Source organism: Rummeliibacillus sp. NPDC094406 (assembly GCF_044763875.1).
In the GTDB taxonomy this organism is placed as follows: domain Bacteria; phylum Bacillota; class Bacilli; order Bacillales_A; family Planococcaceae; genus Rummeliibacillus.
The window spans coordinates 41,514-54,233 of sequence record NZ_JBIWGZ010000003.1 but is presented as its reverse complement, the minus strand read 5'-3'; the positions used below and the strand labels follow the sequence as shown (position 1 = coordinate 54,233).

The following is a 12,720-nucleotide window of genomic DNA, read 5'->3' as shown; positions in this document are numbered from 1 at the left end:
GGATGATATTTATGAAAAAACTCATTAAAATTGTGGTCGCATTAGGTGCTCTTGTTGGTTTTGTATATATCAATCAGCAATGGCTACAGCTCACGAAATATGCCATTGTAGCAAAGAAGCTACCTAAAAAAATGGATGGTTTACGTATTGTCCAAATATCAGATTTACACCACGCTCGATTTGGTGAAAAGCAAAGCCAGCTCATCCAACAGGTGAAGAAGCAGAAGCCGGATCTTATTGTTATTACAGGTGATTTAGTCGATCGCTATAATTATGATTTGGATCGTAGTTTAGATGCAGTAAGAGGCTTTGTGAAAATTGCTCCTGTTTATTATGTAGTTGGTAACCATGAAGTATCAACAAATGATGTAAATCATATCAAAGAGAAGCTAACAGAGCTTGGTGTACATGTATTATCAAATAGTGCTGAAAATTTCTCAATGAACGGTGCAACCATTCAAATTGTTGGTATTGATGATCCTCTCAGTGGTAAAACAACGGATGAGATGCTTAATTTGGCTTTGAATGGAGTAGATAAAACAAAATTCCAAATTTTACTTGCACATAGACCAGAGTATTATGAAAATTATGAGCAACATGGGATAGATTTAACGTTTAATGGTCATGCACATGGTGGACAAATTCGAATTCCAGGGCTTGGTGGATTGGTTGATCATCGACTCCATTTATTCCCGTCGCATATTGATGGCGTCGAGCAAATTGGTAATATGACGCAAATCATTAGCCGTGGTCTAGGTAATAGTGGATCGACTATACGAATTTTTAATCGTCCTGAAATTGTAGTAACAGACTTACATGCCAAATAAGAAATAATAGGGCTCTTCTGAAGTATATTTTTAACTTTTGAAGGGTCCTATTTCTGCTTGTATATAAAAAATATTCTCCTGCTTCAATTGTTAATTATTCGAGAGGCTCATTCAGATAATATTTCATTTCCAGTATTTACTTAATATGCCGCTCCAGATGGCGCTTTCCGCGGGCGAGCGTTGAGCCTCCTCGGAAGCCCGTACCGTGCTTCACTGCGGGGTCTCACCTGTCTCGCTTTCCCGCAGGAGTCGCCATCTTCCGCTTCATAGACAATGTTCTAATAGATATGGCATATAACAATGGATCATTTAATGCTCGTGTTTTTTATCAAATCTTTGAATTATGAAATTGATTCAAATTATTAATCTTTATTTTTAATAATCAAATTTTATTTCAAAGCCACTTACTAATCACACTATCTTATTTATACCAAATTGGTCTTATTAACTCGAAGTTTTTATGATCATCCAAAACAACATTTATACGTTCAATCATTTGATCAAGTTGTTTTGGGGAATTTTTTATTGACCAGACGACACTAGAAAAGATAACCATTGCAACATAAACTGCATATAGTCTCCAAAAATCTTCTGGAAGACTATGATTGAAGTACCCCTGAATTTGCCCTATAGAATAGGGAACACTTTCTTCTCTAGTAAACATAGCTACTTTTACAAAATCATGAATTGGATCTCCCCAATCAAAATTATTAAAATCAATTACTCCTACATATTCTTTATCTTTTAATATTATATTTTCTAGATGAAAGTCATCATGCTGAAAACGATTTGGTCGAGTTCTTAGTATATTTGCATTATTAACAATAAAACTCATCACTTTGTCAGCACCATCGATTTTAATACCACATTTTTTATATTCATCTAAATATCGATAGTGTTTTTGCATGGCTCTTTCATACCAATGTTTTATATTAGTAGGAGCAGGGTGTAAATGCATTCTTGATAATTCTCTACCTGCTGAAATCCCAATAGTATATTGATCTTGAGCTGATAGGGTAGGCATGGCCTCTTTCGCATCTTCTCCTTCAATATAAGAATGAATAGTATAACAAATACCTAAATCTACATAAAAACCAATGTCAATTGGTAAAGGAGATTTGACCATATACTTTTGAATATCTTTCAAGATTTGAAATTCTGTTTTTTTTCTTTCGTAATTTTTGATATCACTAATTCTTAATATATATTTTTGTTGATGCTGATCTACAATCAGATATTTCTTATCTGGAGAATAACCTTTTGTAAGTTTTTCTATATTCGTAACACTGTGAAGAAACTTTATCCTATCCTGAAGAAGCTGAATGGTGTCTTCCATATGTACCCCCTGTTGTATTTTTTATTAAGATTTGTATTAAACGAATTTGCATTTTGATATTTCAGTGGTCTCCAATATGTTCCTGTTAGCATAATCGTAATTACATAAATCTGAATAACAATTAATTCAGTTTAATATCATAATTACTATCGAAAAAATATATCCGCTTATATATATAAGTTGTAATTAAGTTAATAATTTACAATTGTAGTAGTATTAGTGTACCTTAAAAATGTGAATGTAATATAAAAAAAGAAGTAGAGAAGTAAAATATATAATTTAATGAAAGGTGACCAAATATGATTTCAAAAATAAAAAGATCAAATTTGATAATTTTTATATGTGGTTTGATTACAGGGTTTATTGTAATTTCATTATTGCGTAATTTACTTTTTTAGTTCTAGTGAAAATAGAAAAAACTGTAGGCAAACTTGAGATTACTAAAGTTTGTCTACAGTATGAAGTGCTGAGAAAATCCTTCTCGGCACTTTTTGAGTGAAAACTATTTTCTTTTCTTATCAACATCATTAAAGACTATTGGCTTTTTCTTTTTTTCAAAGATCAAATGAATTTGAAATTTATTATCATCCACTTGAACCACATTAAAAATTTTGCCTTTACGACCTTTAATTTTTAATTCCTCGTTAACTGATGGAACTTTTCTAAGAAGCTGACTTAAAACAATTTCTTTATTATCCAAAAATTGAACAGTAAACATAAACTCTTATCTCCTTTTTCTAAAATTTAAAAGGTAGAATCACCTTGTTTACGTTCATTTTATGAATAGATTCGTAATATAGAACAAATCTGAAAGACTTATATAATTAGTTGAAAATATTACTAAGTGTATGATTTTTACTTAATACTTTCAATAATCCATATCCCATAAGTGCACCTGTAAATGAACTAATTGCAAATGCAGGGACTAAGCCAAATAGTGTTGCTTCTTGACCTAAAAACAAAACAGCTATTGGGTAAGTGGCCATGGCACCTAAGACCCCAGTGCCGAAGACTTCTCCTAATCCTGCAATCTCTATTCTCTTTGTTTTTGCATATAGGATGGACGCGAGTAGTGCGCCTATCATACTTCCAGGATAGGCAAATACTGTTCCTGTGCCCATCATAATTCTTAGTGTAGAGGAAATAAATGCCTGCAATACAGCGTACCATGGTCCGAGCAGTACTGCTGATAAAATATTGGCGAAATGTTGGATGGGGAATATCTTTACGAAGCCTAAAGGAATATAAATTAAACTACTCGAAATCGTTGTAATTGCTGCGATAATCGCTGTATAGGTAAGCTTTTTTGTTTTATTCATTTCACGCATCTTAATAAACCCTCCTTTTTCTATTTAGAAACAATATTTTCCATCACTTCATCTGGTTTAACTTGTTTCTTAATAACTCCATTTTTATATAGCCAATTTGAAGCCTTTTCCCAGCTAGCTTTTTCTTGATAGCCGAATGGTACTCCTTTTTCCTCCATTAAAGGTAGTAGTATTTCTAGGCTTTTAGTTTCTACATCTTTTTTCAATGGGAAACTATCGTTTTCATGATCTAGTAAAATTTGAAGTCCTTCTTTTGGATTTTGCTTAACTGTCTCTTGGCCTTTTGTGACTGCTTTCCAAAATCTTTTGATTGCATCTTCTTTTTGATCTAACGTTTTTTGTCCTGTAACGAGTACTAATTCGTAATTGTCTGGTACACCATAATCACTATTTTTGATTGCACGCATATCGTAGCCTTCTTTGTTTAACAGAACATATTCGTGATTGATATAGCCACCTGTAATAGCATCTACACGATCTGTAGCAATTGCAGGAATTAAATCCCAGGCTACATCCGTCATTTTAACTTTACTAAAATCTCCTCCATCAGCTTCAACCATTTCTTTTACAGTCTCTTCGCTTATTTCACTTGATGAATAACCTACATTTTTTCCTTCTAAATCTTTAGGCGTTTTAATGCCAGATGATTTTTTGACCATTAGAGTATCTAATGAATGTCTAACAAGTGCTGCAACTGAAACGATTGGTATCCCTTCTGATTTTGATAGAATGGCTTGTTTTTGATAACTAATCGCTAAATCCACTTTTCCAGTAGCAGCAAGTTTTAAAGGATCATTTGTATCAGCGGGCATTTCAATTTTTACATTTAAACCTTCATCTTTGAAATATCCTTTTTCTTGTGCCACGTAAATAGCAGAATGCACTGCGTTAGGATACCAATCTAGCATGATACTAAGATTATCTAATTTCTTACCATTTTCATCCGTAGTTTGTTCTTTCCCATTACATCCTGTAATTAGTACAGCTAGTGATACTAGCAAAATAATACTTATCCATTTTTTCATTATTTAACATCTCCTATTAGTAATCTTTATTTTGCGTTACTCCATTTATTCGTTACTTTCTTTTCAATCCAAGAAGCTATTGCAAATAACAGAATGCCTACGATTGTTAACACGGTGATCGCTGCAAAAACACCTTCTGCATTTAAGTTTCCAGACATCCTACGACTATAGTATCCTAAGCCTTCACTAGCTCCGAGCCATTCGCCAATGGTTGCCCCAACGAGCGCAAAAACAATTGCCATCTTAAATCCGGAGAAAAAAGAGGGGAGAGCCATTGGAATATGTAGCTTTTGAAAAATTTGAAAACGTGATGCCCCCATTGAACGTAATAATTCGATATATTCCTTATCACAAGACTTTAATCCATCGTAAGTTCCTACGACAATTGGGAAGAAACAAATAAGGATTGTCACGGCAACCTTACTCCAAATGGTATAGCCAAACCACAGAACAAAAATAGGGGATAAGGCAATAATCGGAACCATTTGAGATATGACGACTGCAGGATAAACAATTTTCTCGATTGTTTTTGAAAAAAACATACTGACTGCTAAAATAACACCGCCGATAACGGCAATGACAAAGCCGATGGAAAATTCAAGCATGGTGGCACTTAAATGTTCAACGAGTAAAGGTCGCCAATTATCGATTATCATTCGCACGACGTTAGTAGGGGCGGGTATGATAAAGCTTGGTATGATATCAGTTCGAACAAGCCATTCGACAATACCAAGAAAAATAATTGAAACAATCAAAAATAAGCTATAGGTTTGCAGAAAGTATTTAATCTGTTTCATTTGAAATTTTCTTCTCCAATTCTTGTCGTAATGTTACTATCTTTTGAGAATGAATCATCTCAGGTTGGCGAGGCCTTGGTAATTCAACCGGTATTTCTTCTATTTCCTGATTTCGATGTAATAACAGAATGTGATCGCTTAAGTAAATGGCTTCTTCTAAATCATGGGTAATAAATACAATCGTTTTGTTTAAATCTTGCCAAATGGATAATAGCCATGCTTGCATTTCTTTTTTCGTTAACGCATCAAGAGCGCCAAACGGTTCATCGAGTAGTAGCACATCTTTTCCAGTTAATAGTGCTCGTAAAAAAGCAACACGTTGTCTCATTCCTCCAGATAATTGTTTTGGGAGAGCATTTTCATAGTCACTTAATCCGACCCGCTGCAACCACATTCTTGCTTCTTCTTTTGAAATATATAAGTCTTTTTGAATTTCGGAAGCAAGCATTATATTTTCAAGAATGGTTCGCCAAGGAAGTAGTAGGTCTTTCTGAGGCATGTAGCCGACATCTCCTAGGGAAATGTCTTTTTGATTAATCTGAATTTCCCCTTCATCTTGTTGAAGAAGCCCGGTAATAAGTCTTAAAATTGTACTTTTTCCTGTACCGCTTTGACCGATGATTGAAACAAATTCACCTTGCTGCACTTCCAAGTTCAAATTGGAGATGACATTCTTTTTTTGTTTGTCTTCGTTTGTAAAGCTATAGGATACATTTTTTAAAATAAGTGCCATTTTTCGTTTCCTTTCTAAATTGAATCAATTTCATAAATTCATTACTTATTAATATTAAAATTTGGGTGTTACGCTACAGACGGCGCTTTCCGCGGGCTTGGCTTCAATCTCCTCGTCACTATGTTAAAGGTGCGTTTAAAGCTGATAGCAGCATGATGTGGAATTAGCTTCGCTTTCCGCGGGCGAACTGACGAGCCTCCTCGCTACGCTGTGGGGTCTCGTCTGGCTCGCATTCCCGCAGGAGTCTTCGCTAATTCCACATCAACAAATTTAGCAATACAAGATTTTTATTATAGATTTTTCATCTACTTTTACTTTTTCATTGCAATTACTAAATTCCTGTGGGGCTTTCAGCTCAAGCTTTTTCGTAGGGGGTGCCGTCTTTCGCTCCACAAAATTGGATATTAATAAATGTTCGTATAATTTCTTGGGATTTTGCATTATGGAATTGATTCAATTAAATAAAAAAACTGCTCTCTAAGAATAGAAAGCAGTTTTGTAAATAACATCAAACAAGCGATGCTAAACTACTTTCCTACGCTAGAATGATCTAGATCAGGTTCAAAGGGTACAATCTCAGCCAATAGGCGCCCCTAGTAGATGTAAGCTATTTAATTTTATTCTAGTAATTAAAATACTTTTGCCTTGTAAATAAAAAAACCCACTCGAGGTAGAGTGGGGATGCATAACAAATTTCATTAAACACGACTCACTTCCCTCCGCTAGTTTGAACTAGATCAGGTTCAAAGGGTTTAGAACAATTGTTCAGTCTCAGTCCGTTAATGGACACCCCTAGTGTTATTTAGTTTCCATATTCAGCTTAACATGTAATTTATATTATGCAAGGCTTTTCACAAAATTAATATGTAAGAAGGAATTTCTCTACTAAAAAAGAATTAATTATATAATACTTTCTTTGTTTTAACATTATATTTGCTAAATAAATTTATTTAAAGGGTTATTTTCAAAAAATTCCTGCATAAGTTCTAATTTGATCTTATATTTCTTACAGTATAAAGAAGACAGATGAGGAGGGGATACTTTGCTCGTCGACGGTGTATTTTCAGGTGGAGGTATTAAAGGTTTTGCATTTGTCGGGGCTCTTCAAGTGTTGGAGGAAAACGACATTCACTTTGAACGTGTTGCAGGCACGAGTGCAGGAGCCATATTGGCGGCTTTTCTCGCTGCAGGTTATTCAGTTGATGAAATTGAGACGATGTTAGATGAACTCGATGTTTCTACATTTCTTGATCCGCCAAAAACTGTATTACCATTTCCATTTATGAAATGGATTAATCTGTATTTTAGAATGGGACTATATCAAGGAAAAGCACTCGAAAAATGGTTTTATGAAAAGCTTTCGGATAGAAACATTTATACATTTGATGATTTACCTACTGGATCTTTGAAACTAATTGCATCTGATTTAACTAATGGTACAATGATGGTTCTCCCAGATGATTTAATTAAGTATGGGGTGAATCCAGGAACATTTTCAGTTGCTCAAGCTCTTCGAATGAGCTGTGGTGTTCCTTTTTTCTTTCAACCTGTGAAATTGAGGGTCTCACAAGGAGAATCAATTGTAGTCGATGGCGGTGTATTAAGTAATTTCCCAATGTGGCTATTCGAAGATGAAAGTGGTAATAAGGAACGTCCTGTTCTCGGATTAAAGTTAAGTAGTCCAAGAGAGAATATGGAGCCGCATAAAATTAATAATGGACTCAATTTATTTGAAGCACTTTTTAGTACGATGAAAAACGCACATGATGAACGTTATATTTCACGTATACATGAAAAGAATATAATTTTCATTCCTGTTGAAAACTATAGTGCGACCAAATTTGATCTAGATGATGAAACGAAAGATCATTTAATTGAAATTGGAAGAAGTCGAACGACTCAATTTTTGAAAAGTTGGGAAGCTACTACTAATAAAGATAAATTTATAGTCGAAACTTGAGATTGGATATTTCCAATCTCTTTTTTTGATAATTTTGATTTATGATAAAATTTAATAGTATGTAATTACTAATTTCGTAAATTCATAAATAGAGAAGGTGAAAAAATGGAATGTAAAATCAATGAACTTACGATAGTTTTTCTTTAATTTGGAAAGTAAATGTGTGATTTGTATTTAATGTCATGTAAAAGGGAGGAAGCCTAAATGAACTGTTTAGGTTGTAATTTAGCAAATAAAAAAGAAAATGTTTATGTAGTATTTGAAGACGATTATGTTTGTTGCATCTTAGACCACGAACCTTATAACGAAGGTCACGTTCTAATTTTGCCTAAAAAACATATTCGATACTTTGATGAACTTGACGAAAATATTGCAAACTCGGTAATTCAGGCATCAAAGATTATATCAAAAGCTATAAAAAAATTGTTTAATCCTGATGGAATAACTATATGTCAAAACGGTGGAGTTTTTGATGAATTAACACATTTTCATATGCACGTTGTTCCAAGATATGAAGGACAAAACTTTGCAGAATTCTATACAGAAGATGGAGAAACACACATTGAAGAAAAAAATAAATTAGAAGAGACAAAAAGAAACGTCATTAAAGCTATAAAGGTATTGGATTAAAATCCAATACCTTTTGTTTTCTACTTCAAAACTGAACTACTTAGAGAATTACACCTATATTATCAAATCATCAAACTTTTTTACCGAGAATAACCAAATCTCTTTTAACACCATCCAATTCAGCCACTTCTGGTAAATGAGCCCATTTTTCAAATTGAAAACTTGAGAATAGTCGTATGCTAGGTTCGTTATGTGCAAATATAAATCCTAATAAATTTTTGATCTTCAGTTTAGGACAAGCTTCGATCGCGTGTTGTAAAGTGATTTTACCAAGGCCTTTTCCTCTAGAATCTTCACTGAAATAAATACTTAATTCAGCAGTTGAGTCATATGCGGGTCTTCCGTAGAATGATTGAAAACTAATCCATCCGCATATAGTACCCTCATATTCTACAACCCATAATGGTCGTTTCGAAGGATTGTGTTCGTTAAACCAAGGTAAACGATCTTCAATGGATACGGGTTCAGTATCTGCAGTTACCATTCGACTTGCAATGGTCGAATTATAGATTTCAACGATTTTTGATAAGTCTTCTATTTTTGAGTCTCTAAATGTTATTCTTCCGTCCATTTAAATTACCCCTCACTAAATAAATTTTATGATAAGTTGTTTATTTCTTGTTAACAATTTTAATGCTTCTCTTAAATTTTTTGAATTAAATTTCGCTTGATATAATGAATTTGAAATAATAGTAAGTGTATAATGATATTTACTAAATTTTATTTTGTTTCGTAAATTTTTTCGTAGAATTTTCTGAATATTTGTAAGGGGGTAAGAATCAATGGAATCTGTAGTTAGTAAAATACTGGATGATCTGGATATTCAAATATTAGATATTTTGCAAAGAGATGTACAAGTAAGTAATTCTGAAATCGCTAAGCGAGTTAATTTGTCACCTCCAGCAATTCATGCACGGATTAAACGACTAGAAAATGAAGGCTATATTGATCAGCAAGTTGCTATTTTAAACCAAGAGAAACTTGGATATGAATTATTGACCTTTATCTTCATCAGTACGAATATCCATCAAGCTGAGCAGCTAAAATCGTTGGAGAAAGAACTGGCTTCTTTGCCAGAAATATTAGAATGTCATTGTATAACAGGTGAATATGATTATCTGCTAAAGGTAGCAAATAAAGGACGCAAAGAATTAGAGAGCTTCATTAGAAAGTTAAATTTGCTAGGTGTATCACATATTCAAACTAGTTTAGCTCTAAGGGAAGTAAAATATTCCACAGTTTTGCCTATACGAGAAGATACTGACGATTGATTTTCCACAGTTTTCGCGTACGTTCAATTGCGGCGGCACATCTGCCTAGATTTCTAGCAGGAGTCGCCTTACGCTCAAGTATGAATGCATTCTAAAAAGCAATCCAAAATTGAATGTGTCTACTATTTTATCTTCTTCTTTTTTTAGGATCAAATGCTAAAGGCTGTTTTTTCTTCACTATTTCAAAAATCACATAGACATTGATTTTGTTTTGATCAACGAATTCTACATCGACAACTTTTCCTTTCCGGCCTTTTATTTTTATTGGATCATCGATTAGGGGAATGCTTCTTAATAATTGACTTAAGACGACGGTTTTCTTTTCAATAAAATGGACAGTGAACAACATTTCATATCTCCTCCCTCTTTTAATCATTCATGTAATAACAATTTGAACTGTTTTTTAAGATGCTGAAAATTCTATTAATCTGATTTCTTAAATTTTAATTACAAAAAGATAGATTCAGCTTGTATATTTTATGATTACGACAAAAACATTGAACATTGTCCCAATCGCCTAAGTAAACTTTACACCCTATAACAAATAACAATCCGGAGTTCTGAAAAGAAAAGGAAGGATACGTCTATAAAAAAACGAATATTGTTTAAAGAGTAATTGGAGTGGATTGAACAACTTAATTTAAAAGCGGAATGGGTCACTATCATTTTTTGTGAGTATGATCGAGAAAATTGGCTTCAATCGGATAAGTTACATTCATTAAAACGGGGACGGTGGTAGAATGAGCGGATAATTATTAAGGGTGGGAATTTCGTGTATTCCAGTATCAAATGTTGAACTTTCCTCCGAATGGTATGTAAATAAATTGGGGGCAGAGTTAAGTTATAAAGACGAAGATAAAGCTATTCTTAATTTTGCAAATCAAAGCATTTTTCTTGTTAAATCTAAAAAAAATCAAAGTGCCAATTTCTATGATATTTACGGTGAAGAACATTTTTCATTAACTTTTGAAGTAGATGGGTTAAATGCTTTAATTGCTATTCATAAGGATTTTATAGAAAGAGAAATAAAAGTAGGGGAGATAGAAAACAGAGGACATGCTGGAAGAAATTTTGTTTTCTACGATTTAGATGGAAATAAATTTGATGTATGGAGCGAATTAAGTCAATCTTTCAAAGAAAAATTCCTTCTTCTTTAAAAAGAGCCTTAATGCACATTGGCATTAAGGCACGGAATTTTTAATATCGAAGTCTGACTATTATTTATTTGTATTCTTATTAGAATGTTGCGTCTTGTCATGGTTGGTTGAATTATTTTTGTTTTTGGCTTTTGAATCCCATTCTGCAGAAAATTCTTCATATAGGTTATTTTTAGGGTTGTTGTTATTACTATTGGTGTCGTCATTGCTTACACTTCTGTAAAGATCGTAAGGGTTATGAGTTCGTACATTCATTGTCTTTTTGCTATTTTTATTACCCATGGATGTTCACCTCCTAGACTTTAATGTGCTCAGTAATGGAATGTTTATTCTTAATGACTTTTTGAATTCGATATTCAATTACGTATAAAGTGCATGAAGAAAAACAAACTAGAACTGTGCTTTAAAATTGAACTAGGAGGTACGAGAATGGCAAATCAAAAACAAAATTCTCCAAAACCAGATGACCGGTCAAATAATGTAGAACGTATCGATCAAACGATCAAAAATACGAAAGAAAATATCCATAAGGCAGAAATTAGTATGGAATTTTCAAGTCCAGAAGAAGTGCAAAAAATGCAAGAAAAAAATAAACGTCGTGAGCAAACGATTAATGCCTTGGTTGAGGAAAGAAATGACGAAGCTCAAGATCGTGAGAATGGTTATAAATAATTAAAAATAAGGCTGTAATTAAAAGTTTTTAACACATTTTTCATAGCCAGAAGAAGTCCTTGTGATGATTTAATTTCACAAGGATTTTTTCAATTAGTAAAGAGTTGGAGTAGGATAACAGGAAACGGCATCAATAAACCTTGGATCAATTCCATAATAATACCAGAAAGCACCACTCCATCTATATCCAGACACTTCACCATACTCAACACGAGTAGGATAAAACCAGAAACTTTCTCCATTAATGAGCCAAACATAAGTGTTTTGATATACACAATCAACTATATAGGATACAGAAGGTTTAGATGGAATAAATGTAGGAGGAGGGGATTGTGGTTGTTGTCCAGATGGCCCTTGAGGTGGGTAATAAACCATTTAATTTCACTCCTTTTAATAGGTCCTCAACAATAATATATGTTGTATGAATTAGAAGGGGATACATTAGAGTGAAGAACTAAATCATATGTATTGAATGCCACTAGTTCTGAGGAGGAGTTATTCAGAGGAAATTTGAACATTCGAGATAACTAAAAATGAAAAAGCCTTAATGCACGATAGCATTAAGGCATAGGATTTAACAAGACTGATTGTTGTTATGACTTGCTTGATTTTTTTCTGCTTTCGCATCCCATTCAGAAGCAAACTCAGTTTTTGAGTTATTGTTATTGTTTGGGTTGTCCACTTTGGTTTTACCTTTTGAATTTGGAAAATTATTATTATGTCTATCATTACCAGTTTTTTTTGTCATGGATATTCACCTCCCAAAGATTAATGTGTTCAATTTCGGATGGTTTATTCTAATAACTATTTAGTTTTAAGCAAAAAAGATAAGAATAGTGGCGTATAAGTAAACAAAAAAGAAAAGGTCTTGCTGTTCATAATTATCTGATGCCAAATGTTTGTTTTGATAAGATTAATTATTCAATCAGTGAAATTTTGTCAATAAAAATTCAATTTGAAGACATTTATTTCTCATTTGTAAAC

At 33.1% G+C, this 12,720-nt stretch carries 17 protein-coding genes and 2 riboswitches; of the genes, 6 read left to right on the top strand and 11 right to left on the bottom strand.

Annotation, left to right across the window (positions count from 1 at the left end; all coding sequences use genetic code 11):
* Positions 1–11: 11 nt before the first annotated feature.
* A complete protein-coding gene (locus ACIQ4I_RS08630) occupies positions 12–827 on the top strand; it encodes a metallophosphoesterase (protein ID WP_403095262.1) in 816 nt (271 codons plus the stop codon).
* A 421-nt stretch (positions 828–1,248) separates the two neighbouring features.
* Here ACIQ4I_RS08630 and ACIQ4I_RS08625 read toward each other — a convergent pair whose 3' ends face one another.
* The 6 genes from ACIQ4I_RS08625 to ACIQ4I_RS08600 form a co-directional block, all read right to left on the bottom strand.
* On the bottom strand, positions 1,249–2,163 hold the full coding sequence (locus ACIQ4I_RS08625; RefSeq protein ID WP_403095261.1) for an aminoglycoside phosphotransferase family protein: 915 nt from the start codon (positions 2,161–2,163) through the stop codon (positions 1,249–1,251).
* Positions 2,164–2,665: 502 nt separating this feature from the next.
* Positions 2,666–2,881 (bottom strand): hypothetical protein, encoded by a 216-nt coding sequence (locus tag ACIQ4I_RS08620; RefSeq protein WP_403095259.1) that lies wholly within the window; start codon positions 2,879–2,881, stop codon positions 2,666–2,668.
* A gap of 106 nt (positions 2,882–2,987) precedes the next feature.
* Positions 2,988–3,482, bottom strand: coding sequence for an energy coupling factor transporter S component ThiW (gene thiW / locus ACIQ4I_RS08615; RefSeq protein WP_403096116.1), 495 nt, complete (start codon positions 3,480–3,482; stop codon positions 2,988–2,990).
* A gap of 29 nt (positions 3,483–3,511) precedes the next feature.
* Positions 3,512–4,516 (bottom strand): ABC transporter substrate-binding protein, encoded by a 1,005-nt coding sequence (locus ACIQ4I_RS08610; RefSeq protein ID WP_403095258.1) that lies wholly within the window; start codon positions 4,514–4,516, stop codon positions 3,512–3,514.
* A gap of 26 nt (positions 4,517–4,542) precedes the next feature.
* A complete protein-coding gene (locus ACIQ4I_RS08605) occupies positions 4,543–5,313 on the bottom strand; it encodes an ABC transporter permease (RefSeq protein ID WP_403095256.1) in 771 nt (256 codons plus the stop codon).
* Positions 5,300–6,046: an ABC transporter ATP-binding protein gene (locus ACIQ4I_RS08600; protein WP_403095253.1), complete on the bottom strand. Its 747-nt coding sequence runs from the start codon at positions 6,044–6,046 to the stop codon at positions 5,300–5,302. Before ACIQ4I_RS08600 ends, ACIQ4I_RS08605 begins: the two co-directional genes overlap by 14 nt.
* Before the next feature lie 515 nt (positions 6,047–6,561).
* Positions 6,562–6,651: riboswitch (TPP riboswitch) on the bottom strand.
* A gap of 92 nt (positions 6,652–6,743) precedes the next feature.
* Positions 6,744–6,850, bottom strand: a riboswitch (TPP riboswitch).
* Between the two features lie 238 nt (positions 6,851–7,088).
* Between ACIQ4I_RS08600 and ACIQ4I_RS08595 the strand changes: the two genes are divergently transcribed.
* Positions 7,089–8,006: a patatin-like phospholipase family protein gene (locus tag ACIQ4I_RS08595; protein ID WP_403095252.1), complete on the top strand. Its 918-nt coding sequence runs from the start codon at positions 7,089–7,091 to the stop codon at positions 8,004–8,006.
* 204 nt (positions 8,007–8,210) lie between these two features.
* Positions 8,211–8,636, top strand: a complete 426-nt coding sequence (locus tag ACIQ4I_RS08590; RefSeq protein ID WP_403095249.1) for an HIT family protein — start codon at positions 8,211–8,213, stop codon at positions 8,634–8,636.
* A 70-nt stretch (positions 8,637–8,706) separates the two neighbouring features.
* On the opposite strand, the gene ACIQ4I_RS08585 is transcribed toward ACIQ4I_RS08590, so the two are convergent.
* A complete protein-coding gene (locus ACIQ4I_RS08585) occupies positions 8,707–9,207 on the bottom strand; it encodes a GNAT family N-acetyltransferase (RefSeq protein ID WP_403095246.1) in 501 nt (166 codons plus the stop codon).
* A gap of 211 nt (positions 9,208–9,418) precedes the next feature.
* On the opposite strand from ACIQ4I_RS08585, the gene ACIQ4I_RS08580 reads away from it, so the two are divergent.
* Positions 9,419–9,907 carry an Lrp/AsnC family transcriptional regulator gene (locus ACIQ4I_RS08580; protein ID WP_403095244.1) on the top strand — a complete coding sequence of 163 codons (489 nt, stop codon included), beginning with the start codon at positions 9,419–9,421 and terminating at the stop codon, positions 9,905–9,907.
* Between the two features lie 127 nt (positions 9,908–10,034).
* Here the strand turns inward: ACIQ4I_RS08580 and ACIQ4I_RS08575 are convergent, their stop codons facing one another.
* Positions 10,035–10,256, bottom strand: a complete 222-nt coding sequence (locus tag ACIQ4I_RS08575; protein ID WP_403095241.1) for a hypothetical protein — start codon at positions 10,254–10,256, stop codon at positions 10,035–10,037.
* Positions 10,257–10,668: 412 nt separating this feature from the next.
* On the opposite strand from ACIQ4I_RS08575, the gene ACIQ4I_RS08570 reads away from it, so the two are divergent.
* Positions 10,669–11,064: a VOC family protein gene (locus tag ACIQ4I_RS08570; RefSeq protein WP_403095239.1), complete on the top strand. Its 396-nt coding sequence runs from the start codon at positions 10,669–10,671 to the stop codon at positions 11,062–11,064.
* Positions 11,065–11,124: 60 nt separating this feature from the next.
* On the opposite strand, the gene ACIQ4I_RS08565 is transcribed toward ACIQ4I_RS08570, so the two are convergent.
* Positions 11,125–11,346 carry a hypothetical protein gene (locus ACIQ4I_RS08565; RefSeq protein ID WP_403095237.1) on the bottom strand — a complete coding sequence of 74 codons (222 nt, stop codon included), beginning with the start codon at positions 11,344–11,346 and terminating at the stop codon, positions 11,125–11,127.
* Positions 11,347–11,493: 147 nt separating this feature from the next.
* Between ACIQ4I_RS08565 and ACIQ4I_RS08560 the strand changes: the two genes are divergently transcribed.
* Positions 11,494–11,736, top strand: a complete 243-nt coding sequence (locus ACIQ4I_RS08560; RefSeq protein WP_403095234.1) for a small acid-soluble spore protein Tlp — start codon at positions 11,494–11,496, stop codon at positions 11,734–11,736.
* 93 nt (positions 11,737–11,829) lie between these two features.
* Here the strand turns inward: ACIQ4I_RS08560 and ACIQ4I_RS08555 are convergent, their stop codons facing one another.
* Together ACIQ4I_RS08555 and ACIQ4I_RS08550 are read right to left on the bottom strand one after the other, a co-directional pair.
* Entirely contained in the window at positions 11,830–12,111 is a 282-nt protein-coding gene (locus ACIQ4I_RS08555) for a transporter (RefSeq protein ID WP_403095232.1), read from the bottom strand.
* 199 nt (positions 12,112–12,310) lie between these two features.
* Complete coding sequence (locus tag ACIQ4I_RS08550) at positions 12,311–12,484, bottom strand: hypothetical protein (protein ID WP_403095229.1); 174 nt, start codon at positions 12,482–12,484, stop codon at positions 12,311–12,313.
* Positions 12,485–12,720 lie beyond the last annotated feature (236 nt).

What these genes read in the sequence shown, in the direction of transcription:
- ACIQ4I_RS08620 (WP_403095259.1), bottom strand. Translation starts at nt 2,881, where the DNA reads ATGTTTACTGTTCAATTTTTGGATAATAAAGAAATTGTTTTAAGTCAG.
- ACIQ4I_RS08560 (WP_403095234.1), top strand. Translation starts at nt 11,494, where the DNA reads ATGGCAAATCAAAAACAAAATTCTCCAAAACCAGATGACCGGTCAAAT.
- ACIQ4I_RS08555 (WP_403095232.1), bottom strand. Translation starts at nt 12,111, where the DNA reads ATGGTTTATTACCCACCTCAAGGGCCATCTGGACAACAACCACAATCC.
- ACIQ4I_RS08610 (WP_403095258.1), bottom strand. Translation starts at nt 4,516, where the DNA reads ATGAAAAAATGGATAAGTATTATTTTGCTAGTATCACTAGCTGTACTA.
- ACIQ4I_RS08625 (WP_403095261.1), bottom strand. Translation starts at nt 2,163, where the DNA reads ATGGAAGACACCATTCAGCTTCTTCAGGATAGGATAAAGTTTCTTCAC.
- ACIQ4I_RS08575 (WP_403095241.1), bottom strand. Translation starts at nt 10,256, where the DNA reads ATGTTGTTCACTGTCCATTTTATTGAAAAGAAAACCGTCGTCTTAAGT.
- ACIQ4I_RS08600 (WP_403095253.1), bottom strand. Translation starts at nt 6,046, where the DNA reads ATGGCACTTATTTTAAAAAATGTATCCTATAGCTTTACAAACGAAGAC.
- ACIQ4I_RS08590 (WP_403095249.1), top strand. Translation starts at nt 8,211, where the DNA reads ATGAACTGTTTAGGTTGTAATTTAGCAAATAAAAAAGAAAATGTTTAT.
- ACIQ4I_RS08585 (WP_403095246.1), bottom strand. Translation starts at nt 9,207, where the DNA reads ATGGACGGAAGAATAACATTTAGAGACTCAAAAATAGAAGACTTATCA.
- thiW (WP_403096116.1), bottom strand. Translation starts at nt 3,482, where the DNA reads ATGAATAAAACAAAAAAGCTTACCTATACAGCGATTATCGCAGCAATT.
- ACIQ4I_RS08580 (WP_403095244.1), top strand. Translation starts at nt 9,419, where the DNA reads ATGGAATCTGTAGTTAGTAAAATACTGGATGATCTGGATATTCAAATA.
- ACIQ4I_RS08565 (WP_403095237.1), bottom strand. Translation starts at nt 11,346, where the DNA reads ATGGGTAATAAAAATAGCAAAAAGACAATGAATGTACGAACTCATAAC.
- ACIQ4I_RS08550 (WP_403095229.1), bottom strand. Translation starts at nt 12,484, where the DNA reads ATGACAAAAAAAACTGGTAATGATAGACATAATAATAATTTTCCAAAT.
- ACIQ4I_RS08630 (WP_403095262.1), top strand. Translation starts at nt 12, where the DNA reads ATGAAAAAACTCATTAAAATTGTGGTCGCATTAGGTGCTCTTGTTGGT.
- ACIQ4I_RS08605 (WP_403095256.1), bottom strand. Translation starts at nt 5,313, where the DNA reads ATGAAACAGATTAAATACTTTCTGCAAACCTATAGCTTATTTTTGATT.